This is a genomic window from Microbacterium sp. F01 (assembly GCF_056156365.1).
The window spans coordinates 2,207,637-2,232,311 of record NZ_CM149592.1; the positions used below are offsets into that span (position 1 = coordinate 2,207,637).

At 70.6% G+C, this 24,675-nt stretch carries 24 protein-coding genes and 1 tRNA gene; 12 read left to right on the forward strand and 13 right to left on the reverse strand.

Features of this window, described 5'->3' with window-relative positions; all coding sequences use genetic code 11:
* Window positions 1–11: 11 nt before the first annotated feature.
* From ACVN90_RS10075 to ACVN90_RS10100, 6 genes are all read right to left on the reverse strand, one after another.
* Window positions 12–1,418 carry a sensor histidine kinase gene (locus ACVN90_RS10075; RefSeq protein WP_475101970.1) on the reverse strand — a complete coding sequence of 469 codons (1,407 nt, stop codon included), beginning with the start codon at window positions 1,416–1,418 and terminating at the stop codon, window positions 12–14.
* A gap of 110 nt (window positions 1,419–1,528) precedes the next feature.
* The gene (locus ACVN90_RS10080; protein WP_475101972.1) at window positions 1,529–3,034 is read right to left on the reverse strand and encodes an amidohydrolase; all 1,506 of its coding nucleotides are present in this window, start codon (window positions 3,032–3,034) and stop codon (window positions 1,529–1,531) included.
* Entirely contained in the window at window positions 3,031–3,672 is a 642-nt protein-coding gene (locus ACVN90_RS10085; RefSeq protein WP_475101973.1) for an FMN-binding negative transcriptional regulator, read from the reverse strand. The genes ACVN90_RS10080 and ACVN90_RS10085 overlap by 4 nt, the downstream gene beginning before the upstream one ends.
* A 41-nt stretch (window positions 3,673–3,713) precedes the next feature.
* Window positions 3,714–4,712, reverse strand: coding sequence for an Fpg/Nei family DNA glycosylase (locus ACVN90_RS10090; protein ID WP_475101975.1), 999 nt, complete (start codon window positions 4,710–4,712; stop codon window positions 3,714–3,716).
* A gap of 3 nt (window positions 4,713–4,715) precedes the next feature.
* Entirely contained in the window at window positions 4,716–5,261 is a 546-nt protein-coding gene (locus tag ACVN90_RS10095) for a ribose-5-phosphate isomerase (protein WP_475101976.1), read from the reverse strand.
* A gap of 85 nt (window positions 5,262–5,346) precedes the next feature.
* Entirely contained in the window at window positions 5,347–6,546 is a 1,200-nt protein-coding gene (locus ACVN90_RS10100) for a ferrochelatase (RefSeq protein ID WP_475101978.1), read from the reverse strand.
* 185 nt (window positions 6,547–6,731) lie between these two features.
* Between ACVN90_RS10100 and pepN the strand changes: the two genes are divergently transcribed.
* From pepN to ACVN90_RS10140, 8 genes are all read left to right on the forward strand, one after another.
* Entirely contained in the window at window positions 6,732–9,278 is a 2,547-nt protein-coding gene (pepN, locus tag ACVN90_RS10105) for an aminopeptidase N (RefSeq protein ID WP_475101980.1), read from the forward strand.
* Between the two features lie 145 nt (window positions 9,279–9,423).
* On the forward strand, window positions 9,424–10,335 hold the full coding sequence (locus ACVN90_RS10110; protein ID WP_475101982.1) for an ABC transporter ATP-binding protein: 912 nt from the start codon (window positions 9,424–9,426) through the stop codon (window positions 10,333–10,335).
* Window positions 10,332–11,141: an ABC transporter permease gene (locus ACVN90_RS10115; protein WP_475101984.1), complete on the forward strand. Its 810-nt coding sequence runs from the start codon at window positions 10,332–10,334 to the stop codon at window positions 11,139–11,141. The genes ACVN90_RS10110 and ACVN90_RS10115 overlap by 4 nt, the downstream gene beginning before the upstream one ends.
* A 10-nt stretch (window positions 11,142–11,151) precedes the next feature.
* Window positions 11,152–12,453 carry a sensor histidine kinase gene (locus ACVN90_RS10120; RefSeq protein ID WP_475101986.1) on the forward strand — a complete coding sequence of 434 codons (1,302 nt, stop codon included), beginning with the start codon at window positions 11,152–11,154 and terminating at the stop codon, window positions 12,451–12,453.
* Window positions 12,450–13,160: a response regulator transcription factor gene (locus ACVN90_RS10125; protein WP_475101988.1), complete on the forward strand. Its 711-nt coding sequence runs from the start codon at window positions 12,450–12,452 to the stop codon at window positions 13,158–13,160. The genes ACVN90_RS10120 and ACVN90_RS10125 overlap by 4 nt, the downstream gene beginning before the upstream one ends.
* Window positions 13,161–13,205: 45 nt before the next feature.
* Complete coding sequence (locus ACVN90_RS10130; RefSeq protein WP_475101990.1) at window positions 13,206–14,318, forward strand: mechanosensitive ion channel family protein; 1,113 nt, start codon at window positions 13,206–13,208, stop codon at window positions 14,316–14,318.
* Window positions 14,315–14,797, forward strand: a complete 483-nt coding sequence (locus tag ACVN90_RS10135) for a globin (protein WP_475101992.1) — start codon at window positions 14,315–14,317, stop codon at window positions 14,795–14,797. Before ACVN90_RS10130 ends, ACVN90_RS10135 begins: the two co-directional genes overlap by 4 nt.
* A gap of 45 nt (window positions 14,798–14,842) precedes the next feature.
* On the forward strand, window positions 14,843–16,501 hold the full coding sequence (locus ACVN90_RS10140; protein WP_475101994.1) for an FAD-binding dehydrogenase: 1,659 nt from the start codon (window positions 14,843–14,845) through the stop codon (window positions 16,499–16,501).
* Between the two features lie 14 nt (window positions 16,502–16,515).
* On the opposite strand, the gene ACVN90_RS10145 is transcribed toward ACVN90_RS10140, so the two are convergent.
* Window positions 16,516–17,190, reverse strand: a complete 675-nt coding sequence (locus ACVN90_RS10145) for a DUF8185 domain-containing protein (RefSeq protein ID WP_475101996.1) — start codon at window positions 17,188–17,190, stop codon at window positions 16,516–16,518.
* Window positions 17,191–17,302: 112 nt separating this feature from the next.
* Between ACVN90_RS10145 and ACVN90_RS10150 the strand changes: the two genes are divergently transcribed.
* On the forward strand, window positions 17,303–18,163 hold the full coding sequence (locus ACVN90_RS10150) for an acyl-CoA thioesterase (protein WP_475102095.1): 861 nt from the start codon (window positions 17,303–17,305) through the stop codon (window positions 18,161–18,163).
* 20 nt (window positions 18,164–18,183) lie between these two features.
* On the opposite strand, the gene ACVN90_RS10155 is transcribed toward ACVN90_RS10150, so the two are convergent.
* From ACVN90_RS10155 to ACVN90_RS10170, 4 genes are all read right to left on the reverse strand, one after another.
* Window positions 18,184–18,705, reverse strand: coding sequence for an acyl-CoA thioesterase (locus ACVN90_RS10155; protein ID WP_475101998.1), 522 nt, complete (start codon window positions 18,703–18,705; stop codon window positions 18,184–18,186).
* Window positions 18,698–20,377, reverse strand: coding sequence for an energy-dependent translational throttle protein EttA (gene ettA / locus ACVN90_RS10160; RefSeq protein ID WP_475101999.1), 1,680 nt, complete (start codon window positions 20,375–20,377; stop codon window positions 18,698–18,700). Before ettA ends, ACVN90_RS10155 begins: the two co-directional genes overlap by 8 nt.
* Window positions 20,378–20,490: 113 nt before the next feature.
* Window positions 20,491–21,018, reverse strand: coding sequence for a DUF6993 domain-containing protein (locus ACVN90_RS10165; protein WP_475102001.1), 528 nt, complete (start codon window positions 21,016–21,018; stop codon window positions 20,491–20,493).
* 41 nt (window positions 21,019–21,059) lie between these two features.
* A complete protein-coding gene (locus tag ACVN90_RS10170; protein WP_475102002.1) occupies window positions 21,060–21,605 on the reverse strand; it encodes a single-stranded DNA-binding protein in 546 nt (181 codons plus the stop codon).
* A gap of 228 nt (window positions 21,606–21,833) precedes the next feature.
* Between ACVN90_RS10170 and ACVN90_RS10175 the strand changes: the two genes are divergently transcribed.
* On the forward strand, window positions 21,834–22,097 hold the full coding sequence (locus tag ACVN90_RS10175; protein WP_475102004.1) for a hypothetical protein: 264 nt from the start codon (window positions 21,834–21,836) through the stop codon (window positions 22,095–22,097).
* Between the two features lie 38 nt (window positions 22,098–22,135).
* On the opposite strand, the gene yczR is transcribed toward ACVN90_RS10175, so the two are convergent.
* Complete coding sequence (gene yczR / locus ACVN90_RS10180) at window positions 22,136–23,560, reverse strand: MocR-like transcription factor YczR (protein ID WP_475102005.1); 1,425 nt, start codon at window positions 23,558–23,560, stop codon at window positions 22,136–22,138.
* Window positions 23,561–23,622: 62 nt separating this feature from the next.
* Between yczR and yczE the strand changes: the two genes are divergently transcribed.
* Window positions 23,623–24,231 (forward strand): membrane protein YczE, encoded by a 609-nt coding sequence (gene yczE, locus ACVN90_RS10185; RefSeq protein WP_475102006.1) that lies wholly within the window; start codon window positions 23,623–23,625, stop codon window positions 24,229–24,231.
* A gap of 45 nt (window positions 24,232–24,276) precedes the next feature.
* On the opposite strand, the gene ACVN90_RS10190 is transcribed toward yczE, so the two are convergent.
* Window positions 24,277–24,489, reverse strand: a complete 213-nt coding sequence (locus ACVN90_RS10190; protein WP_220287448.1) for a methyltransferase — start codon at window positions 24,487–24,489, stop codon at window positions 24,277–24,279.
* A gap of 106 nt (window positions 24,490–24,595) precedes the next feature.
* On the opposite strand from ACVN90_RS10190, the gene ACVN90_RS10195 reads away from it, so the two are divergent.
* Window positions 24,596–24,668: transfer RNA gene (locus ACVN90_RS10195), tRNA-Arg, on the forward strand.
* The last annotated feature ends 7 nt before the right edge of the window (window positions 24,669–24,675 follow it).

Consider the following 24,675-nt stretch of genomic DNA (forward strand, 5'->3'; position numbering starts at 1 on the left):
ATAGGCAACCGTCACGGCAGGACCGTCAGCGGGATGTGCGCGCCGACCGAGGTCGGACCGCCCGCCGGGCTCGTCACGACCAGCACGCCGCGGAGGCCGGCGACCCGCTCCCGCAGGCCTTCGAGCCCGTGGCCCGACGTGATGGTCGCGCCGCCGCGACCGTTGTCCACGACCCACACGTCGAGGTGCGTCGGCGCCCCGGCCGCGTTGCGTCGCAACGAGGCTCGCAGCGTGACCCCGGTGGCTCCGGAGTGCTTGACCACGTTCGTCATCAGCTCCGCGACGACGAAGTAGACGGTGCGGGCGACCTCCTGGCTGACGGCGCGGTCGATCGCGGGGTCGACGTCGACCTGCACCCACAGCGGCGACGCGGTCGCGACGGCGTCCAGGGCGGCAGCGAGCCCGCGGTCCTGCAGGAGCGGCGGGGCGACACCGCTCGACAGCGCGCGCAGTTCGTCCAGCGCCGCCTTCGCATGACCTCGTGCCTCGCGCGCGAGGTCGGCGGCAGCATCCGTGTCTCCCGACTCCGCGCGCCGCTCCAGCGCGGCGAGGTCCATCTGCAGCCGCACCAGGCGCTGCTGCGGGCCGTCGTGGATGTCTCGCTCGAGGCGGCGGAGGGCGACGTCCTCGGCGTGCACAGCAGCGCCGCGCGCGGCGGCTTCGGCGCGCACCTCGGCGGCGAGCTCGTCCGACTCCCACCGGCCGAGCATGCCCTTCGCGACGGCGTGGTGGCCGCGCGCGAGTCCGCCGAGCACCCACGGCATCGTGAAGGTGAAGAGGATGCCGGCGATCAGGTAGAGCGTGACCTCGACGGCCCAGCTCGACCAGCCGCCGAAGAGCCACGGCATGAAGTCGGCGACGTAGTGCCCCCACTCCCCGCCGGAGCCGTCGGCGTTCCAGCTGCGAGGGAGGAACAGTCCCCAGAACCAGTATGTGAGGCCGCCGAGGCCGACGCTCAGCCACACGACCGTGAGGGTGAACGAGATGGTGCTGATGATCGGGTTCACGATCATGCCGTGCACGAGGTACAGCCAGTAGTGCGCGTTGCGGATGGGGCGGGTCAGCGTCATCCAGAAGCCCGTCGTGTCGGGCTTGTCGCGATTCCACTCGGGCTCGGAGATCTCCGGCTGTCCGGTCAGCAGCAGGAGGAATCGGTCCGCGACGCCGAACCCCCGGGCGATCAGCAGCGTCAGCACGATGAGCGGCAGCCCGATCACGAGGATCAGCAGCCCGACGCCGGTCCAGAACAGGGAGGCGAGCAGGCTCACCGAGACCATGGCGAGCACGAAGACCGCGAGCAGGTACAGCGCACTGCCGGGGGTGCGCGCCCACGCCTGGCCGTAGGACGCCCAGAACCCGGCGGCGGGGCGCGATGCGACCGGCTGGATCGGAGCCGGTTCAGTGATGGCGGCGGTCATCGGTGTCTCCCTCGGAACTCATGCTCCCAGCTTCCGGGCTGCGGCATCGCTGCGGCATCCGACGCCCTCCCGAAGCGGTACGGGGGAAGGCCCCCGTACCGGGCGACGGGTCACGCCGCGTGGGTGAGGCGTCCCGCCAGAAGCGTCGCGGCGACCCGCATCCCCCGCAGCGCCGGTTCGTCGACGGCGAGGGGGTCGTGCTCGCAGATGGCGAGGTCGGCGACGTCGCCCGGTTCGATGCGCGCCGACACGGCGGAGCCGCCCCGGGTCGAGGCCGCCAGCGCCGTCGCAGCGTCGACCCGCTGCGCCGGCTGCCACGGATCGCGGCCTCCGTGCGTGCGGAACACCGCCGCCGACATCGCCGCCCACGGATCGAGCGGCGAGACCGGCGCATCGGAGCCGAAGAGCAGGTTCGCGCCCGTGTCGGCGAGGGCGCGCAACGGGTAGGGCTGCGCGGTCTGGCCCGCCCACACCGTGTCGGTCAGGTCGCGGTCGTCGAGCGCGTGCTCGGGCTGGACGCTCGCGCCGATTCCCAGGCGGGCGAAGCGGGGGATGTCGGCGTGCGCGACGAGCTGCGCGTGCTCGATCGTCCCCCACGCCCCCGTCGCGGCGAAGGCGTCGAGCGCGTGCGAGTTCGCGACGTCGCCGATCGCGTGGATCGCCGACGCGATGCCCGCGGCCGTGGCGCGCGTCATGAGGTCGACGAGCGTCGCGAGGTCGACCGTGATCATGCCGTGGTTGTGCGGGTCGTCCGGGTACGCGTGCGAGCACGCGGCGGTGCGGGTGCCGAGCGAGCCGTCGGTGATCACCTTGAGAGGGCCGACACGGACGAGATCGGATGCTGCGCCCCGGGCCGCGTCCCCCGTCCGGAGTCCGTCGGCGATCGCCCGGTCGAGGAACTGCGGGTAGATCCCGAACGAGACCCGCAATGCGTCGAACCCCGCAGCGAGCCGCCGGGCCCACGCGTCCTCGTTCCACGACATGTCGAGATCGACGAGCCCGACGACACCACGGGATGCAGCATCCTGCGCCATCCGCGCGACGAGCGGATCGGACACCGACGCGTCCACGGCGTTGAGTCGGCGCGAGATCTCGAACGCCGGCTCCTCGCGGAGGATGCCCGACCCGTCCGGCTCGAACCCCTCGCGGCGGAGCGCCGCCGAGTTGAGCCAGACGCTGTGCACATCGGCGTTGATGAGGTACGTCGGAATCTCGCCCGTGACCGCGTCGAGCAGCGTGAGGTCGGGCGTGTCGGCCCAGAACGCGTCGCGAAAGCCGCTGCCCACACGGCGCCCGTCCGGGAGCGCCGGCGCGGCGCCCATGAGCGCCGCCGCCTGCGCTGCCGACGATGCCCCTCCGAGCGCCACGCGCTGGGCGGAGAGCGCCCACTGCACGGTGTGGACGTGGTGGTCCCAGAGGCCCGGGATCACCCAGCCGCCCTCGGCGTCGAGCACGTGCCCGCTGCGCGGCAGCGCCCCTGCGGGCGCGATGTCGACGACGAGCCCCTCGGCCAGGTGCACATCGACCGGGTCTGCGCCGAACGGATCGGTGCGGTCGGACCCGGTCAGTCGCGCGTTCGCAATGACATCGAGGGCTTCGCCACGGGCCGCCGTCATCGGGCGGCCTTCCGGGTCTCGAGGTCGCGGCGCATCTCGGCCGGCAGCCGCGGGTCGGCGTACGGGCTCCCGCCAGACTCGAGCTCCACGATCACGGTCTCGACAGTCTCGTCGGGTTTGTTCTGGCTCAGCTTGCGCTTGCCGACGACCTTCGTCGGCGTGAGCCGGAAGCCCACGGTGCCCTTCTCGAGCCGCCGCACGAACTCGGGGTCGTTCGGCGGCTCCCACATCAGCCGCGGCTGCGGCAAGCCGCTCTCGAAGCGGGCGACGAGACGCCCGAGCACCTCGAGGTTCTCCTCGGGCGACAGCAGCTCGGGGATGCCGGTGAGGTGCGCCGACACGAAGTTCCAGGTCGGCACACTCTGCACGTCGCCATACCAGCCGGGCGAGACGTACCCGTGCGGGCCCTGCACGACCACGAGCAGCTCCCGTTCGCCGAGGCCGTGGATGAGATCGTCCGGCTTTCCGACGTGGCCCACGATCGTCAGGTCGTCGCGATCCGCCTCGAGGCGAACGGCGTAGTGCGAGGCGACGAGCCCGCTCTCGGTCGACGAGACGATCGTGACCCAGGGGTTCTGCTCGATGAGCCGGCGGATCTCGCCGACATCCGACATCGCGAAGCTCGGGTTCTGGCGCATGCGCCCAGCCTATTCGCGGGCCCGGCCACGCGGCCGCGCGCTCAGGCCTGGCAGTTCGGGCACCAGTAGAGCTTGCGCCCCGCGGCCTCCTCGACCACGATCGCGGTGCCGCACACCCGGCACGGCAGACCCGCACGGTGGTAGACCCAGTGACGGTCGTCGCGGCTGGCCATCGCCGCGCGGTACGCGTCGGGGTCGAGGTCGTCCATCGTCATCATCTGCCCGGTCTCGACGCCGATGGCGAGCAGGCGCACCCAGTCCCGCCAGAGGTCGCGCACCACTTCCTCGGGGACGTCGCGCCCCGGCGTGTGCGGGTTCTGGCGCGCCCGGAACAGCAGCTCGGCGCGGTAGACGTTGCCGATGCCGCTGACGACGTTCTGATCCATGAGCAGCAGTCCGATGGAGGTCGGCTTGCGGCGCACGACCGAGGTGAACCGTTCCTCGCCCTCGGCCACGTCGTCGACCAGCGGGTCGGGGCCGAGCTTGGCGATCGTGGCGGCGACCTCGTCGGGCGACTGCAGCTCGCACGCGGTCGGGCCGCGCAGGTCGGCGCAGGTCACATCCGTGAGCAGCCGCAGGCGCACCTGGCCGACCACGGGCGGCGGCCACTCGTCGCCCTCGTCGGCGAGCCCGGTGGTCTGCTCCGACATGCGCACGTGCACACGCGCCCGGCGCGGCGCGCCGATCGAGGTCAGTGAGTTCTCCCCCGCGCTGTCGAGGATCGGGTCGGCGAGTTCGGTGCCGCGCTGGTTCGTCTGGCCCATGCGTCCGTTGGCCGACGCGATGGTCGGATCCACCAGGATCTCGCCGGCGAAGTCCCACGCCCCGTACATGCCGAGGTGCACGCGCAGCCACAGGTCGTCGTCGAACTCGAGGAACATCTGCTTGCCGACGGCCCGCACCGACGTCGCGGTGCGCCCGCTCAAAATCTCGGAGCCCTCGACGAAGCGTCCCTGCGGGCTCGAGGCGGCTACGGAGCGGCCGACGAAGTTGCGGTCGAACTGGCGTGCGATGCGATGGACGGAATGCCCCTCGGGCACGGCTCAGCCGGCTTCGGGGTCGAACGAGCTGTCGTCGGCGGCGAGGACGTCGGGCTGTCCGGCGACAGCCCGCGGGTCGGGCTCGAGGGCGCCGTCCTCCTCGTACGCGGCGAGCTGGGCGATGCGGCGCGCGTGGCGCTCTTCGCCCGAGAACGGCGTCGCGATGAAGCGGTCGATGAAGGTCGCGGCCTCTTCGAACGTGTGCTGGCGGGCGCCGATCGCGATGACGTTCGCGTCGTTGTGCTCGCGGGCGAGCTCCGCCGTGGCGATGCTCCACGCGAGTGCCGCGCGCACGCCCACGACCTTGTTCGCGGCGATCTGCTCGCCGTTGCCCGAGCCGCCGAACACGACGCCCAGCGCCTCGATGCCGGCGGCCTGGTCGCGCACGACGGCCTGGGCCGCGCGGATGCAGAACGCCGGGTAGTCGTCGAGCGGGTCGTACTCGATCGGGCCGTGGTCGACGACCTCGTGCCCGGCGGCCGCGAGGTGGTGCTGCAGCTGCGTCGAGAACTCGAGGCCGGCGTGGTCGGTCGCGATGTGGATGCGCATGGGCTCAATCCTAGAGAGGGGCGATGGACGAAGGACGACGGATGCGGCGCTCCGCTGCGAGCGTCGATCGAGACGGGGCCCGGGCTCAGGGGGCGATGCCGGCGGCGGCCGGCTTGAAGCCCGCGCGCACGTTCTCGCAGCATGCCGGCCGGCAGACGTCGAACCACGGTCCGAGGTCGGTGGCGTGGGGCCGCCCCCTCGCCGGTGTGCCGTTCAGTCGCTCCTCGACGAGGTCGACGAGGCCCGATACGAAGACCGGATCGACGCCGGGGGTCGGCGTGCGCACCGCGCGGATGCCCACCTCGGCGGCAGCATCCATCGCCTCGGTGTCGAGGTCCCACAGGACCTCCATGTGGTCGCTCATGAAACCGACCGGCACGATCGCGACAGCCTGTACGCCGGCGCCCGGAAGCTCGGCGATGACGTCGTTGATGTCGGGCTCGAGCCACGGCTGACTGGGCGGGCCCGAGCGCGACTGGTAGACGAGGTCCCATTCGACGCGGTCCGCACCGGAGACCTCCGCGGCCACGGTCGCCATGACGACCTCGGCCACGGCGAGGTGCTGCGCGGCGTAGGCGCCGCCCTCACCCAGATCGCGGTGCAGCTCGTCGCCCTCGCGCGGGCCGGAGCGCTCGGCATCCGCCGTCGGAATGCTGTGGGTGGAGAACAGCACCCGCACGGCCTCAGGCGCGATGCCGTCCGCGAGGAAGCCCGCCACCGCGTCGCGCACGCCGTCGACGAAGGGCTGAACGAAGCCGGGGTGGTCGAAGAACTGGCGCACCTTGTCGATGGTGACGCGATCCTCGAGGTCCGTCTCGGTGAGCACGCGCGCGAAGTCCTCGCGGTACTGGCGACAGCTCGAGAACGAGGAGTACGCGCTGGTCGCGAGAGCCAGGAGGTTCGTGTGACCGGCGGCTGCGGCATCCGTCACCGCCTCGCCGAGGTAGGGGGCCCAATTGCGGTTGCCCCAGTAGACCGGCAGATCGAGACCCCGTCGGGTGAGCTCGGCCTCGAGGGCGGCCTTCAGGGCGCGGTTCTGCGCGTTGATCGGGCTCACGCCGCCGAAGTGGCGATAGTGGTGCGCGACCTCTTCGAGTCGCTCGTCGGGGATGCCGCGACCGCGCGTGACGTTGCGGAGGAACGGGATGACATCGTCCTGTCCCTCGGGACCGCCGAAGCCCGCAAGGAGGATGCCGTCGTACGCGACGGGTTCCTCGACGTACGGGGCACCGGGAGCGGCGGCCGGAGAGGCGAACGGGACGACGTGCTGCTCGGGAGAGGTCACCCCTCCATCCTGACACCGTTGCTGAGATGCTTTCAGCCACGGGATCGGGCGTTCACGGGTGCGCTGTCATAGGCTGGGACGGTTGTCATCGGTGCCAGCAGCGCTGGTGGCGGCCTCCGGATCGAGCGCTCGCGCGACGAGCCGATCGACCACCTCCGTCATCCTCACCCATGGGAGCCACAGCAGTGCCTGGAGAGAACCTCACCCGTATCGAGGCGCAGGAGCGCCGCGCGATCGTCGACACGCAGTCGTACGAAGTCGCGCTCGACCTGACGAAGGGCGCCGAGGTCTTCGGATCCCGCGCCGTCGTCCGCTTCACCGCGACGCCCGGTGCCGCGACGTTCATCGACCTGATCGCGCGCGAGGTGCGCGAGATCACCCTCAACGGCCGCTCGATCGACCCCGCGACGGCGTTCGCCGACTCGCGCATCGCGCTCGACGACCTGGCCGCCGACAACGAGCTCGTGATCGACGCGGACTGCCTGTACACCAACACCGGCGAGGGTCTGCACCGTTTCGTCGACCCCGTCGACGGCGAGGTGTACCTGTACTCGCAGTTCGAGGTGCCCGACTCGCGCCGCGTGTTCGCGGTGTTCGAGCAGCCGGACCTCAAGGCGACGTTCGCGTTCACGGTCACGGCCCCCGAGCCGTGGAAGGTCGTCTCCAACTCGCCCACCCCTGAGCCGAAGAGGCACGGTGACGGCACCGCGACCTGGCGCTTCGAGCCCACACCGCGCATCTCGTCGTACATCACGGCACTCATCGCCGGCCCGTACGAGGCGACGTTCTCGGAGCTGACCAGCGCGTCGGGCCGCGTCATCCCGCTCGGCGTCTACGGCCGCAAGAGCCTCTGGCAGTTCCTCGACGCCGACTACATCTTCGACAAGACGCGCCAGGGCTTCTCGTACTTCGAGGAGAAGTTCGACTACCCCTACCCGTTCGCCAAGTACGACCAGCTCTTCGTGCCCGAGTTCAACGCGGGCGCCATGGAGAACGCGGGCGCGGTCACCTTCACCGAGACGTACGTCTTCCGCTCGAAGGTGACGGATGCCGTCAAGGAGCGCCGGGTCGTCACGATCCTGCACGAGCTCGCCCACATGTGGTTCGGCGACCTCGTCACCATGAAGTGGTGGAACGACCTGTGGCTCAACGAGTCGTTCGCCGAGTGGGCGTCGACGATCGCCACCGCCGAGGCCACCGAGTGGACCGAGGCGTGGACCACGTTCAACGCGATGGAGAAGACCTGGGCGTACCGCCAGGACCAACTCCCCTCGACGCACCCGGTCGTCGCGCAGATCAACGACCTCGAGGACGTGCAGGTCAACTTCGACGGCATCACATACGCCAAGGGCGGGTCGGTGCTCAAGCAACTCGCCGCGTGGGTCGGCATCGAGGCGTTCTTCGCCGGCGTCGCCGCCTACTTCAAGAAGCACGAGTGGTCGAACACCGAAGTGGGCGACCTGCTCGCCGAACTCGAGGCCACCAGCGGCCGTGAGCTCTCGACGTGGTCGAAGAAGTGGCTCGAGACGGCGGGCGTCAACACCCTGTCGCCCGAGATCGTGACGGATGTCGACGGCACCATCACGCGATTCGCCATCGTGCAGACGGCACCGGCCGACTACCCGACCATCCGCCCGCACCGCCTCGGCGTCGGCTTCTACGAGCTGCGGGGCGAGGCGCTCGTGCGCGTGCACCACGTGGAGCTCGACGTGGACGGCGACCTCACCGAGGTGCCCGAGCTCAAGGGACTGAAGCGCCCGGCGCTGGTGCTCCTGAACGACGAGGACCTCGCGTACGCGAAGATCCGCCTCGACGACCAGTCGCTCCAGACCGCGATCGACCACCTCGGCAAGATCAGCGACCCGCTCGCCCGCTCGCTGGTGTGGGGTGCCGCATGGGACCAGACGCGCGATGCCGAGGCATCCGCGTCCGACTACGTCGACCTCGTGCTGCGCAACATCGGCGCCGAGACGGAGTCGACCACGGTCCGCACGACGCTCGCGCAGCTGCAGCTCGCCGCGAACTCGTATGTCGCGCCCGAGAAGCGCGACGTCACGCGCGCGAAGGTCGCCGACGCGCTGTGGCAGCTCGCCGAGGCCGCCGAGCCCGGCAGCGACAGCCAGCTGCAGTTCGTGACCGCGTTCGCATCCGCCGCCGCGACCCCGGGGCAGTGGGAGAAGGTCCGTCAGGTGCGCGACGGCGAGGTGGCCTTCACGGACCTCGCCATCGACACCGACCTCTCGTGGCAGCTGCTCGTGTCGCTCGCCGCGGGCGGCGTCGTCACGGCGGCCGACATCGACGAGGCGCTCGAGGCCGACAACACCGCGAAGGGCGGCGAGTTCGCCGCGCAGGCCAAGGCGGCCCTGCCGTCGGCCGAGGCGAAGGCGGCGGCGTGGGCGTCGCTCGTCGACAGCGACGACCAGCCGAACACGATCGTCCGCGCCGCGGCCCTCGGCTTCGTGCACCCGGCCGGCCGCGACCTGCTCGGCGAGTTCGTCGCGCGCTACTTCGACGCCCTGCTGCCCATCTGGGACTCGCGCACGTACCAGATCGCGCAGTACCTGATCGTGGGCCTCTACCCCGCTCCGCTCGCCGACGTCGCGCTGCGCGACGCCACGCGCGCGTGGCTCGAGGCGAACGCCGACGCCGCTCCGGCGCTGCGCCGCCTCGTCGCCGAGAATCTCGCCGGCGTCGAGCGCGCGCTGTCGGTGCAGGACCGCGACGCCCAGTAACGCCGTCAAGGACGGACCGGATGCCTCGATCCCCGCGTGGGGTCGAGGCATCCGTCGTCTTCGGCACCGTGGTACCACTGCGTCGCCCATTGTTCATCCCGAAGGCTGACGCGCGCGGACACAGCCGGCTCATAGCGTGGTGGGCATGATCGTTGCAGAACAGCTCACGAAGCGCTTCGGAGACAAGACCGCGGTGTCGAACGTGTCGTTCACCGTGCAGCCGGGGAAGGTCACCGGGTTCCTCGGTCCGAACGGCGCCGGCAAGTCGACCACCATGCGGATGATCGTCGGCCTCGACCGGCCCACGTCCGGCACGGTGACCGTCGGAGGCCAGAATTACGCGCACCTGCGCTCCCCGCTGACCGAGGTCGGCGTGCTGCTCGACGCGAAGGCGGTGCACACCGGGCGCTCGGCGCGCGATCACCTCCGCGCCATGGCCGCGACCCACGGCATCGGCCGGGCGCGCGTCGACGAGGTGATCGAGCTCACCGGCATCCAGTCGGTCGCGGGCAAGCGGGCGGGCAAGTTCTCGCTCGGCATGGGCCAGCGGCTCGGCATCGCCGCGGCTCTGCTCGGCGACCCGCGCACCCTCATCCTCGACGAGCCGGTGAACGGTCTCGACCCCGAGGGCGTGAGGTGGGTGCGCCAGTTCGTGCGGCACCTCGCCGCCGAGGGGCGCACCGTGCTCCTCTCCAGCCACCTCATGAGCGAGATGGCGCAGACCGCCGACCACGTCATCGTGCTCGGCCGCGGCCACGTCCTCGCGGACGCCGAACTGTCGGAGCTCGTTCGGGCGTGGACGACCAACAACGTCGTGGTGCGCTCGCCCCGCCTCTCGGAGATCGTCGCCGCCCTCGCGGGCCCGGACGTCACCGTCACCGCATCGTCCCCGGGCGTCGCCGAGATCTCGGGTGTCACCGCCGCATCGATCGGCGACCTCGCCGCCTCGCTCGGCATCCCCGTCCACGAGCTCACCTCCCGCACCGGCTCACTGGAAGACGCCTACCTCGCCCTCACCGGCGACGCCGTCGAGTACACCTCCAAGGAGATCGCATGACCGCCCTCGCCCCCGCCACGCGTGCCGACGCCGGCCCCCGCGCCGCCTCGCCCCACCGACTGAGCTTCGCCCACCTGCTGCGCAGCGAGTGGATCAAGCTCACGACGCTCCGCTCGACCTGGTGGTCGCTCGGGATCACCGCCCTGCTGTCGATCGGGATCTCGATGATGATCGCGTCGGCGTCCGCCCAGTTCGGAGGCGGGTTCCCCGCGGTCAGCGCGATCCTCTCGCCGACGCAGTTCACGATGCTCGTCGCCGGCATCCTCGGCGCGATCGTCATCACCGGAGAGTACTCGACCGGAATGATCCGCTCCACTCTCACGGCCGAGCCGCGCCGGGGAACCGTCGTGGTGGCGAAGGCCGTCGTCGTCGGGGTGCTCATCGCCCTGACGACCGTGGTGACCTACGCGCTCGCGATCGCGGCGACCGCTCCGTTCCTCGCCGAGGGGATCGACTGGTCGGAACCGGCACAGTCCGTCGTGCCGCTCGCGCTGGGCGTGCTGTCGATGGTGGTCTTCACCTTCATCGGCCTCGGATTCGGGTTCATCCTGCGCAACGGCGCCGGTGCCATCGCCGTGACCGTCGGCGTGCTGTTCGTGCTGCCCATCGTGTTCAGTCTGTTCGCGATGTTCGGTGAGAGCTGGAGCTGGATCGCCGACCTCGCCGAGTATCTCCCGATGAACGCCGCGTCCGCGGTGACCGCACCGGGCGCCGAGGACCTGACGGTGCCGCTCCTCACGCTGGCCGCATGGGGTCTCGTGCCTCTCGTGGGCGGCTGGGCGGTGCTGCGCAGCCGCGACGCGTAGAGTCGACCGAATGCCGCGATCCGCCAGTCAGGCCGTCGTCGGTGCCGCTCTCGGCACCGACGACGGCCTCCTGCTGCCGAGGCCCCCCGGCGTCTTCCGGCGCTTCTGGGCGCGGCATCCGCGATTCGCCGACGTGATCGTCGCCGTCGTCGCCCTGCTCCTGTCGGTACCCACCGCGGCGATCCGCTCCGAGTACCCGGTGCCCCCGACTCTCGCGCAGACGATCTTCGCGATCGTGGTGGTCATCGGTGCCTGCGTGGCCCTGGTGTTCCGCCGCTCTCGCCCTCTTCTCGTCTTCGCCCTCGCGGCGCTGCCGCTGGTGATCCTGCCGCCGAGCCTCGTCCCGGCATCCCATATCGTCCCCGCTCTGGCCGTCTACGCCGTCGCCGTGTACCGCTCCGTGCGCTCCTGCTGGATCGCCTTCGCCACGGCGACCGCGCTGATGGCCGTCTACACGGCGGTGGCCGGCCTCGCTGCGCCGGAGACGTGGAGCTACCTCATCACCTCGCTCGTGTCGGGCACGATCGCGCTCCTGATCGGCGCGTTGATCGGGATCAACGTCGGCAACCGCCGCCGGTATCTCGAGGCGCTCATCGACCGCTCACGCCAGCTGCTCGTCGAGCGAGACCAGCAGGCGCGCCTGGGCGCTGCGGCCGAGCGCACGCGCATCGCGCGCGAGATGCACGACATCGTCTCGCACAACCTGACCGTCATCGTGGCCCTCGCCGAGGGGGCGACCGCGACGCTCGACGCCGCGCGGGCCCGCATCGCCACCGAGCAGATCGCCGGCACCGCGCGCGGGGCGCTCACCGAGATGCGGGCGATGCTCGGCGTGCTGCGCGATCCCGACCTCTCCCCCGATGCGCCCCTCGCGCCGATCGACTCGGCGTCCGTCGCCGACGCGGTCGAGTCCGCGCAGCGGGCGGGATTCCCCGTCGTGCTGCACCTGGAGGGTCGCCTGGACGACGTGCCCGCCGAAGTGCGGTTCGCGGTGGCGCGCATCGTGCAGGAGTCGCTCACCAACGCGATGCGGCACGCGCCGCTCGCCACCGCGATCGACGTGCGGATCGCCGTTCGGGCGGACGCGGTCACGCTCGACATCGTCAACGATGGGGTGCGACCGCGCACGGATACCGCGGACCCGCCGGGACGCGTCGGCTTCGGCCTCCCCGGGCTCCGCGAGCGCGCGGCGCATGTGGGCGGGACGCTCGAGGCGGGAGCAGTCGAGGGCAGGCGATGGGCGGTGCGGTCGTCGCTGCCGCTACCGACGCAGGCGAGCACGAAGGCCGGGCGAGAGGAGAACGGACCATGACGACACCCATCCGAGTGCTCCTGGTCGACGACCAGGAGCTGATCCGGCTCGGCTTCCGCCTCGTGCTCGAGGCCGAGCCGGACGTCGCGGTCGTCGGGGAAGCGGCCGACGGCGACGAGGCGGTGCGTGCCGTCGCCGCGCACGCACCGGATGTCGTACTGATGGACATACGGATGCCGCGTACCGACGGCATCGCCGCCACCCGGTCCATCGTCGCCGCCTACCCGGCGACACGCGTTCTCGTCCTCACCACATTCGACCTCGACGAGTATGCGCTGGGCGCGCTCGACGCGGGGGCGAGCGGATTCCTCCTGAAGGATGCGCAGCGCTCCGAGCTGACCGCCGCGATCCGCGCCGTGCATCGCGGCGACGCCGTGCTCGCGCCGTCGGTCACGCGGCGCCTCATCGACCGGCTCCACGCGGCACCGCCGGCCGTGCCGCATCCCTCGTCGGCCGACGACCCGACGACGCAGCTCACCGACCGCGAACGCGAGGTGTTCGTCGCGATCGCCCGGGGGATGAACAACGCCGAGATCGCGCACCACCTGTACCTGAGCGAGTCGACGGTCAAGACCCACGTCGGACGAGTGCTGGCGAAGATCGGGGCGCGCGATCGCGTGCATGCCGTGATCCTCGCGCACCGTCATCGGCTCGTCGACGCTTCGGCCCCGCTGCCCTCCGACGGTGACGGGTGGCCCTCGACCTGAGCGCCGCCCAGGCTGAGCGCATCGCGACCTCGTAGGATCGTGACGATGATTCGCGTCCCCCTCCAGACCACTCCCAGCCCGGAAGCCCCTGATTTGACCGACGCCGAGACCTGGCAGCAGTTCGGCGAGTTCTTCCTCGCCGTCGGCAAGAACCTGCTCGCGGTCGCCGGGATCATCGTCGGCGCCATCATCCTCGCCTGGATCCTGAAATTCGTGATCCGCCGCGTCGTGGGCCGCATCGTGAACGGCGCGAAGAACAAGGCGAACGTCGACGACACCCAGGCTCTCGAGCGGGCACCGCTCGCGTCGGTGCGACTCGTGCAGCGCACGCGGACGCTGGGGTCGATTCTCCACAACGTGGTCAATGTGACCATCGTCGTCATCGCGATGCTGCTGATCATCAACGTGCTGGCGCCTTCGGCCTTCGCCTCGCTCACGCTCCTGACCGCCGCCATCGGCGCGGGCCTGGGCTTCGGCGCGCAGAACATCGTGAAGGACGTGCTCAACGGCATCTTCATCGTCGCGGAGGACCAGGTGGGGATCGGCGACGTCGTCGACCTCGGCCTGGCGACCGGCATCGTCGAGTACGTCAGCGTCAGGGTGACGCACGTGCGCGATGTCAACGGAACCCTCTGGTACGTCCGCAACGGCGAGATCACCCGCATCGGCAACCTGTCGCAGGGCTGGTCGCGGGTGATCCTCGACCTCTCGGTGGCGACGGATTCCGACATCGGCGAGGTCGAGAAGGCGATGCTCGACACCGCGAAAGCGCTCGCGAAGGATCCGAAGTGGCGCACGCGCATCCTCGAGCAGCCCGAGGTGTGGGGCCTCGAGTCGATTTCGGGCGATGCGCTCGTCATCCGTCTCGTCATGAAGACGCGCGCGAACGCGAAGGACGACGTCGCCCGCGAGCTGCGGATGCGCCTCAAGCACACGATCGACGAGATGGGCATCACGCTCCCCGCCCTCACCGCGGTCATGCCGAGCGGCCTGGAGGGCGCCCAGCGGGTGCGTGGCGCCAACCCGCCCAAGACCAAGCCCACACCAGTCGCCGCCACGCCCGAGCGCCCCGTGTGGAAGCCGAAGCGAACCCCGAAGAAGCCGTCGACACCGCCCGCGGGCGACGAATCCGGCACGACCACCGGAGGAACCTCATGACCGACTCGGCCACCCCCCTGAGCTTCTACGACGAGGTCGGCGGTCACGACACGTTCGTGCGGCTCGTCGATGTGTTCTACCGCGGCGTCGCCGAGGACGAGGTGCTCCGTCCCATGTATCCCGAGGAGGACCTCGGACCGGCGCAGGAGCGGCTCACGCTCTTCCTCGAGCAGTACTGGGGCGGTCCGACGACGTACAGCCAGGAACGCGGCCACCCTCGGCTGCGGATGCGCCACGCGGCGTTCCACGTGGATCCCGACGCCCGCGACCGCTGGCTCGCTCACATGCGGGTCGCCGTCGACGAGCTCCACCTGCCGCCGCTCCACGAGGCGACTCTCTGGGATTACCTCCAGCGCGCGGCATATGCCATGGTGAATACCTTCGAGCCCTCGGGCATCGGACCCGCCGCAGGACCCCGGGGTGCAGCATCCTTCCCCGTCATCGCGGCGCCCCCGGCGGACGCCGACCCCGCGCGCTGAGTCAGCCGACTCGGCGTCATCCCCCTCGCCGACGAAGGAGTCGACATGCCCTCACACCACACCGACATCCTGGTCATCGGATGGGGACTCGCCGGTCTCGTGGCCACCGCCGAAGCTGTCGCCGCAGGCAAGCGCGTGACGATCGTCGATCAGGAGCCGCGGTCGAACCTCGGCGGGCAGGCGTGGTGGTCGTTCGGCGGGCTGTTCTTCATCGATTCGCCCGAGCAGCGCCGGCTCGGAATCCACGACTCGCTCGAGCTGGCCCGCCAGGACTGGTTCGGCAATGCCGGGTTCGACCGCGACGAGGACCTGTGGCCGCGGCGATGGGCGGACGCCTACCTGCAGTTCGCGCACGAGGAGAAGCGCGCGTGGCTGCGCGAGAAGGGCGTCGGGTTCTTCCCGATCGTCGGCTGGGCGGAGCGGGGTGGTTACACCGCGACCGGACCGGGCAACTCGGTGCCGCGCTTCCACATCACGTGGGGAACCGGGCCGGGGATCGTCGCGCCGTTCCAGGCGGCGGTCGAGGCCGGCGAGGCTGACGGCCGCGTGACGATCCTGCCCCGCCACCGGGTCACGTCCCTGACCGTCGAGGGCGGCGTCGTCACCGGTGCGGCCGGCGACGTGCTGGCGCCCTCAGGCGCGGCGCGAGGTGTCGCGAGCTCGCGCGAGGCCGTCGACACGTTCACCGTCACGGCGGCCGCGACGATCGTGTCGTCCGGCGGCATCGGCGGCAACCACGACCTCGTGCGCCAGTGGTGGCCCGAGCGCCTCGGAACTCCCCCGGCGACGATGGCGACCGGCGTCCCCGCCTACGTGGACGGATCCATGCAGCCGGTCTCGGAGGCGGCCGGCGCGCGGCTGATCAACGGCGACCGTATGTGGCACTACGTCGAGGGCATCCAGAACTGGGATCCGATCTGGCCGGATCACGGCATCCGCATCCTCCCCGGCCCGTCGTCTGTGTGGCTCGACGCGACCGGCAACCGTCTGCCGGTGCCGCTCTTCCCCGGCTTCGACACGCTCGGCACACTCGCGCACCTGCGCGCGACCGGCCACGATCACTCGTGGTTCGTGCTGTCGCAGAAGATCATCGAGAAGGAGTTCACCCTCTCGGGCAGTGAGCAGAACCCCGACCTCACCGGCAAGGACGTCAAGCTCCTCGCGAAGTCCCGCTTGGGCAAGGGCGCCGCCGGTCCCGTGCAGGCCTTCATGGATCGCGGCGCCGACTTCGTCGTGCGCGACAACCTCGACGACCTCATCGCGGGCATGCAGGCGCTCCCCGGCGGCGATGTGCTCGACGGCGACCGCGTGCGGACCGAGGTCGAAGCCCGCGACCGCGAGGTCGACAACGACTTCACCAAGGACGCCCAGATCGCCATGCTGCGCTCGGCGCGCGCGTTCCGCGGCGACCGGCTCATCCGCACCGCCAGCCCGCACCGGATCCTCGACCCCAAGTCGGGTCCGCTCATCGCGGTGAAGCTGCACGTGCTCACCCGCAAGTCCCTCGGTGGCATCGAGACCGACCTGTCGGGCCGCGCCCTCGGCGCCGGCGGCGAGCCCATCCCGGGCCTGTACGCGGCGGGCGAGGCGAGCGGCTTCGGCGGCGGCGGCGTCCACGGCTATCGTGCGCTCGAGGGCACGTTCGTGGGTGGATGCCTCTTCTCAGGGCGCGTCGCCGGGCGCGCGGCGGCGGGAGCGGTGTGACCGAAGGTCGGGCCTCAGGTCGCTGAGCCCGTCCGCCGCACGGGGGTAAGGCCGGTGGCCACCGGTCCGCGCACCAGCACATGGCCGCGGGTGAGGCTCACACGTGTCCACGGACCGCTCGCGAACACCCGGGCGGTCTCACCGCCGCTGATGAACCCGAGGCTCAGCGCCGCGAATGCGACGCCGAGCGGGAGGCCGCCCAGGTCCTCGTCGGGTCCGCCCCACACCGCTGCGCGGACGGTGCGCACAACGTCCTCGCCGGCATCCGTTGGCACCGTGTCGGCGACGCGTGCGATCCCGCCTTGCGCCTTCGCCGCGAGCGTCGAAGCCTCGATGCCTGGCCGCGCGTCCCAGCCGCTGCGCGGCGGCGTGATGCCGGCCCACGCGGGCGAGAGGGCGGTCTCGGGGAGCATGAGCGCTCGCGGGTCATCGGTCGTGGCGGAGAGAGCGGATGCCTCGATCACGAGGTCGCACACGAGTTCGGGGTCTGCGCCGAGAGAGCGCAGCGCGAGGACAGTGGGCGTCGGATCGCCGAAGCCCCGCGGCGCCAGTGGCGCGGCGGTCATCGCCAGAACCCCGCCGGACGCCTGCAGGCGGACGCCTTCGACGGTGAAGCGCGCAGCCCGACCCGCGAAGGTGAGGGCGTCGGCGGCGGACTCGGGATCGGCGAGCAACAGGCGCGGTGACATCGCCCTCTAAGCTACCAAGCGGACCTGCGGGCGGCCGCCGCCCCGGAGAGGAGCACCCGTGGATGCCGAGCCGAACGCAGAGATCGCGCCGGAGAAGGATCCGGTCGCGTCGATGCTGTCGGTCATCGATCTGAGCGCGTCCGACGCGCGCACCACGGAAGACATCTTCACCGGCGCATCGCAGTCGATGCCGCTCGGCCGCGTGTACGGCGGCCAGGTTCTGGCGCAGTCCATCGTCGCCGCGTCGCGGACGATCCCCGAGGAGCGGATCGTGCACTCGATGCACGGGTACTTCCTGCGCCCGGGCGATTCGGCGAAGGGCATCACGTTCGCTGTGGACCGCATCCACGACGGACGATCCTTCTCGACGCGGCGGACGCAGGCGTTTCAGGACGGGGTCCCGATCTTCTCGATGATCGCGTCCTTCCAGGACGAGGATCCCGGGCTCGACCACCAGGAGCCGATGCCGCAAGGCATCCCCGCGCCCGATGACCTTCCCGACATCGAGGCCCACCTCGGCGGCCTGCATCCGATGTCGAAGCGGCTCTTCACCGACCGACCGGTGGATCTGCGCCACATCCCCGCGCCGATCTACGTCACGGCCGACGCCGAGAAGGCGCCGCGTCAGGCGGTGTGGATGCGCATCCGGCGGCCGATCCCCGACGACCCCGCCGTCCACCGGGCCGCGCTCGCGTACCTCAGCGACCTGACGATCCAGGAGTCCATCCTGCGCGCGCACGGCGTCTCCTGGGCGACGCCGGGACTGAAGGTCGCGAGCCTCGACCACGCGATGTGGTGGCATCGGTTCGGCCGAGTCGACGAGTGGATGCTGTACGTCCAGGAATCACCGAGCGCCCGCGGTGGCCGCGGCCTCGCGTCAGGACGGATCTACGCCGCCGACGGCACGCTGATGGCCAGTGTCGCGCAGGAGATCATGATCCGCGTCCCCGGGGCTGGGAACCACGACGGCTGAGTGGGTGCCGGTGGGCCGCGTCAGCGCCGGTGCGCGTAGTGGATCGGCTCGCCGACGTACGGGTCCCACGCCGAGCGCTCTTCGCGTGTGAGGCGGAGCGGGCGCCCGGTCTCGGCATCCACCTTCACGATCACCGTGGTGGCACGTGCGTAGAGCGTCTGCCCGGCGTCGGCCGTTTCGACCGGGCTGTAGACCTCGTAGCAGACTTCGATGCTCGAGCCGCCCAGCTTGCCGAACCACATCTGCACGTCGAGCGGATGCCGCTGGTACGGCACCGGGGCCAGGTATTCGATCTCCTGTCGGGCGATGAGCGTCAGCATGCCGCTGAAGATGCTCGAGTCGAGCACCGCGGTGGCGGGTGCGTCCTCGCCGGGCTCGGGCAGCCAGAACGCCCGCACACGCGCCTCTTCGAGGAGCTTGAGCATCGACGTGTTGTTCACGTGGTTGAACGCGTCGAGGTCTCCCCATCTCAGGTGGATGGGGATGTGCACGCGGCGGTCGCCCCCGGTGGCTGCGACCGCCGCGTCGCCGGTGTCAGTCACGCGTGAGCTTGCGGTATGCGGTGCGGTGCGGGCGCGCCGCCTCCGCCCCGAGGCGCTCGATCTTGTTCGCCTCGTACGCCTCGAAGTTGCCCTCGAACCAGTACCACTGGTCGGGGTTCTCGTCGGTGCCCTCGTAGGCGAGGATGTGGGTCGCGATGCGGTCGAGGAACCAGCGGTCGTGCGTGATGACCACGGCGCAGCCGGGGAACTCGAGCAGCGCGTTCTCGAGCGACTGGAGAGTTTCGACATCGAGGTCGTTGGTCGGCTCGTCGAGGAGCAGCAGGTTGCCGCCCTCCTTGAGCGTCAGCGCGAGGTTGAGGCGGTTGCGCTCACCGCCCGAGAGCACACCGGCCTTCTTCTGCTGGTCGGGGCCCTTGAATCCGAACTTCGACACGTACGCACGGGAGGGGATCTCGGTCTTGCCGACCGTGATGATGTCGAGCCCGTCCGATACGACCTCCCACAGGCTCTTCTGCGGGTCGATGTTCGCGCGCGACTGGTCGACGTAGCTGATCTTGACCGTCTCGCCGATCTTGAGATCGCCGCCGTCGAGGGATTCGAGGCCGACGATGGTCTTGAAGAGCGTGGTCTTGCCCACACCGTTCGGGCCGATGACGCCGACGATGCCGTTCGGCGGAAGCGTGAAGCTGAGCCCGTCGATCAGCGAGCGGCCGTCGAAGCCCTTCTGCAGCTTCTTCGCCTCGATCACGACACTCCCCAGGCGCGGCCCCGGCGGGATGGTGATCTCCTCGAAATCGAGCTTCCGGGTGCGGTCGGCCTCGGCCGCCATCTCCTCATATCGGGCGAGGCGAGCCTTCGACTTGGCCTGGCGCCCCTTCTGGTTCGAGCGGACCCAGTCCAGCTCCTCGGCGAGACGCTTGGCGAGCTTGGCGTCCTTCTTGCCCTGGATGGCCAGGCGCTCCGCCTTCTTCTCGAGGTAGGTCGAGTAGTTGCCCTCGTAGCCGATGAGGCGCCCGCGGTCGACCTCGGCGATCCACTCGGCCACGTTGTCGAGGAAGTATCGATCGTGCGTGATGGCGATCACTGCGCCGGGGTACTTCTGCAGGTGCTGCTCGAGCCAGAGCACGCTCTCGGCGTCGAGGTGGTTGGTGGGCTCATCGAGGAGCAGCAGGTCGGGCTTCTGCAACAGGAGCTTCGTGAGGGCGACGCGGCGCTTCTCACCGCCCGAGAGCGGGCCGATCTCCGCATCCCCCGGCGGGGTGCGCAGGGCGTCCATCGCCTGCTCGAGCTGGGAGTCGAGGTCCCAGGCGTCGGCGGCGTCGATCTCCTCCTGGAGGACGCCCATCTCCGTGAGGAGCGCGTCGAAGTCGGCGTCAGGGTCGGCCATGAGACCCGAGATCTCGTTGAACCGGTCGACCTTGGCCTTGATGGCGATGCCGTCCTGGATGTTCTCGAGCACCGTCTTGGTCTCGTCCAGCTCCGGCTCCTGCATGAGGATGCCGACAGTGAAGCCCGGGCTGAGCTTCGCCTCGCCGTTCGACGGGGTGTCGAGGCCGGCCATGATCTTCAGGATCGTCGACTTTCCTGCGCCGTTCGGGCCGACCATGCCGATCTTCGCGCCCGGGAGGAACGCCATCGTGACGTCGTCGAGGATCAGCTTCTCGCCGACGGCCTTACGGGCGCGGACCATCGAGTAGATGTACTCTGCCATGCGGGTTTCTGCTCTCCTTGGACTTCAGACGTCAGCGTCCCAGCCTACCGGGCGGCGCGGCGAGCGGCGTGAGCGCGACGCGCATCAGCCCATCGCGCGTTCCGCGGACCGGTTCACCAGTCGATCGGGCGGGTCTGCCCGACGAGGCAGTTCCCCTCGGCGAGCACCGGGACCACGACCGTGACCGGATCTCCTGTCGCAGGCCCGACCTGGCCGATGAGGCACTGGTCGTTCCAGCGCACCGAGAACTGAATGCTCTCGGCGGGATTGCCCACCGTCGACATGTCCTCCGTGACCTGCATCGCGGCCTTGTCGAAGCCCGCCGCCGCGAGCGCATCGACGTACGCTCGCCCGGTCACCCGGGCATCCGTCGCCCATACCGCCGCGGTGATCGACGAGAACAGCGGGAGGTTGTCGTCCGCTGTGCCGTCGGACACAAGCGTGGGCGCGGGCGGTGCGGTCGGAGTGGCGCTCGGGCTCGGCGCACTGTCGGTCGTCGTGGGGGTGGGCGTCGGGGTCGGCTCCGGTTCGCCAGGGCTGCACGCCGTCAGCGCCCCGACGATCAGCACGGCGGCGATGACCCGCGGGGCGCGCGGCGAACGGATATCGAAGCGAGCGCGGGGCGGGAGGTCTCGGGCCACGGGGAGAGTTTAGGGCCCTGGCCCCGCGCACGCTGAACGCGTCAGAAGGGCGTCTCCACATCGTCGCCTACGGACCCGGTGCTCGATCCGACGGCCACGAGCACGGGCTTCAGGGTGTCCGCGCCCTCTCCGGCGTGCTGCGCTCCCTCGACGCCGGGGGCCGCCCACTCGTCACCGGCGGGCGCCGTCGCCCAGTTCTGCGACGTGTCGATCGTCGCGGCACGGGAGTCCTTCTCGAATGTGGTCGTCCCCCATCGCAGATCGTGCCCGATGGCGTCGGCGTCGATCTCGATCGCCGTGCCGCGGCGGGTGCCGTTGTCCCACTCGCGCAGCCGCAGGCGACCGGTGAGGATCACACGATCACCCTTCTGGAGCGATCGATGGGCATGCTCCGCCAACGTGCGGAACACCGAGACGGTGTACCAGTTCGTCCCGGCATCGGTCCATCCCCCGGCCTCTCGGCTGTACCGTCGCTGACCGCTCGCGACCCGGAACGTGGCGATCGCAACTCCGGCCGGCGTCTGCTTCAGTTCCGGCGGTGTCGCGACGTTGCCGGTGATCGTGATCGTGTCGCCTGTGTCGCTCATCTCTCATCCTCTCTGTCGATCCGAGGACCGTCCTCGGTCCTGCCGGCGCCCCGTGCCCGAGGGCGCCGGCAGTGGACCCAGCCTCGCCCTGAGGACATCCTCAGAGTGCTCCGACGGACGGATCTGTGGACAGCGATGGCGCGCACGCGGTTGGGGAGGAAACGCCGGGAGATCTCCACAACCGGAATGTCGGAACCCGTAGGTATGTTCGAGAAGGAAGGAGGCAACATGTCAGCTGTCGTCGAAACACGCATCTCCCGACCCCCGCTTCTCTCTCCCCGGACCCGCATGCGACTCGTGGCCGCGGCGCCGTCCCTCTGGCGGGTGCTCGAGCCAGATGGGCGCGTGATCGGTCATCTGCAAGAGGTCGCCCAGGCGGGCGGCATCCGCTTCCGTGCGCGGCGATACAACCCCGTGGCCCATGCCTTCCGCGATCTGGGCGACTTCTGGAACGCCGACGACGCGGTCGAGTGCCTGGTGTTCGCCCGCTGACGCGGGCGATGCACCCAGCCGCGGAATCGCGGTGGATCTCAGATGACCGCGCCGACCTGCTCCACGATCGTCGACGGCGCCCCGGCCCGCACAGACGTCCAGGCGTCTGCGAGCACGTCCGCGGCGCGCACCATCTCCTCGGGGGGCGCGGTGAACGGCACCCGGAGGTGACGCTCGTGCCCGCCATCGACGGAGAACCGGGGCCCGGCGCTCAGCAGCACGCCGCGCGATCGCGCCTCGATCACCAGTGCCGAGCTGAGCGGGGCACCCAGCTCGATCCAGAGAGAGACACCCCCGTGCACATCGGGCAGGTGCCACGACGGAAGTCGCTCGCGCAGTTCCCGCACCAGCGCGTCGCGGCCAGACCGCAGCAGGTCCGACCGCTGTGCGACGACGTCGTCGAACTGCGAGAGAAGGCGGGTGGCGATGGCCTGCTCGAACTCGGGCGTGCCGAGATCGTGCGCGGGCCGCGCCGCCACGAGCCGGCGGATGAGGTCGCCATCGGCGCGCACCCACCCGAGCCTCAGGCCGCCCCAGACGGTCTTGCCGAGCGAGCCGATGCGCACCACGGTGCCCGGCTCGGAGGCCGCGAAACCGGGCGCGAGCGATCCGCGGTCGATGTCGAGATCCGCCGTCGTCTCGTCGAGGACCAGCACCGATCCCGATCGCTCCCCCGCCGAGAGCATCGCCTCTCGCGCCTCGGCGCTCATGCTCCGGCCCGTCGGGTTCTGGAAGTCGGGCATCAGGTAGGCCATCACGGGGAGGGTTCGGGCGAACGCCTGCTCAGCCCGATCGAGATCCCAGCCGTCCTCGGTGGTCACAGGCACACCCACGAGGCGGGCACCCGCGCGACGCAGCGCGTCCGCCGCGTGCGGGTAAGTGGGCGTTTCCACGAGTACGCGATCGCCTCGCCCGATGAGCACCGTCGACACGAGGTGGATCGCACTCTGCGCGCCGGTCGTGACGAGCACCTCGTCCGGACGCGTCGGAATACCCCGCGCGGTGTAGCGATCGGCGATCGCTTCACGCAGTTCGATGCGACCGAGGACGTCGTACCCGACACGCGACACCAGCGCAGGCGCGCCGCCGGCAGTCTCGGCCACGATCCCCGCCAGCCCCGGCCAGGCCGGCGGACTGGCCTGCTGCAGGTCGATCATCCCGTCGCCGACGTCGGCGCGGCCCGGGTCCCGCCGCCCGAGCGGCAGCGTGACGCTGCCCGATCCGCGCAGACTCGCGATGTGGGCGGTCTCGCGAAGGCTCCGGTACGCCGCGGCGACGGTGCTGCGACTCACCTGCAGCGCGGCGGCGAGCTCTCGCTCGGCCGGCAGCGCGGTGCGCGGTGCGAGCCGATTGTCCAGACAGAGCAGACGTATGCCGTCGGCCAACGCCTCGTACGCCGGCTCACGCGTGCGCCAGCCGCCCAGGGCAGCGGCGAGAGCACGCGCGGAGATGCGGGAGTCCATGAGGCCAGCGTACCCGTATTGGACTGCACGCAACGAGCCAATCATGAGATTGGATGGACCTCATGCCACGCCGACTCGTCCAGCTGCTCATCGGTCTCTTCCTCTACGGAGCCGGTTGCGCGCTCACCGTCGAAGCCGGGCTGGGCGTCGACCCCTGGACCGTCTTCGCCCAAGGGCTGTCCGTGCGTACGAGGATCGGCATCGGCTGGATCACCAACATCGTGGGGTTCTTCGTGCTGCTGCTGTGGATCCCTCTCCGCCAGAAGCCGGGCGTCGGAACGATCGCCAACATCCTCCTCGTCGGAACGAGCATGCAGATCGTGCTCAGCGTCGTACCCACGGTGTCGGGGTTCGCCGTCCAGCTCGCGACGCTCCTCGGCGGCATCGTCCTGGTCGCCGTCGCGTCCGGGCTCTACATCGGCGCGCGCTTCGGCCCCGGTCCGCGCGACGGGCTCATGACCGGCATGAATGCCCGCCTCGGCTGGCCGATCTGGGTGTGCCGCGCGCTCGTCGAGATCTCGGTGCTGCTCGTGGGCTGGCTGCTCGGAGGCACGGTCGGCATCGGCACGGTCCTCTTCGCCGTCCTCATCGGCCCGCTGGTGCACATCGCACTGCCGCTGCTGGACACGCGTCGGACGCCCACGCGCGCCGCGGCCGAACGATCGGCGTGACGCTCGCGACCCCATGACCGCCCGAAGCCGGGCGCGCCGCGCGGGTCAGTGCTCGCGGAACATGGGCCAGTCGCTGCCCGGCGTCATGTGCGAGTGGAGCGCGCTCTTCGCGATCTCCATGGTTGGATACGTGCCTGTTGCTTCGCTTGCCCCGGCCATGGTGACCGTGTAGCCGTCGTCGTCCTTGCGGATGCTTCCGGCGACGCCGGACGCTCCGTAAGCGACCCAGAGAGGGTGGTGCGTCTCCGTGGTGCTCATCGGTGAACTCCTTTCGATGCCTCCGATGCTGACGCTACGCCGAGAGCCGGTCATCCGCCAGCGTCCGCGACGGCGTGGTGCGACCCGGTAGTGTGGAAGAACCCTTCCCTCCGTAGCTCAGGGGACAGAGCGAGCGGTTTCTACCCGCCAGGTCGGGGGTTCGAATCCTCCCGGAGGGGCGAACGG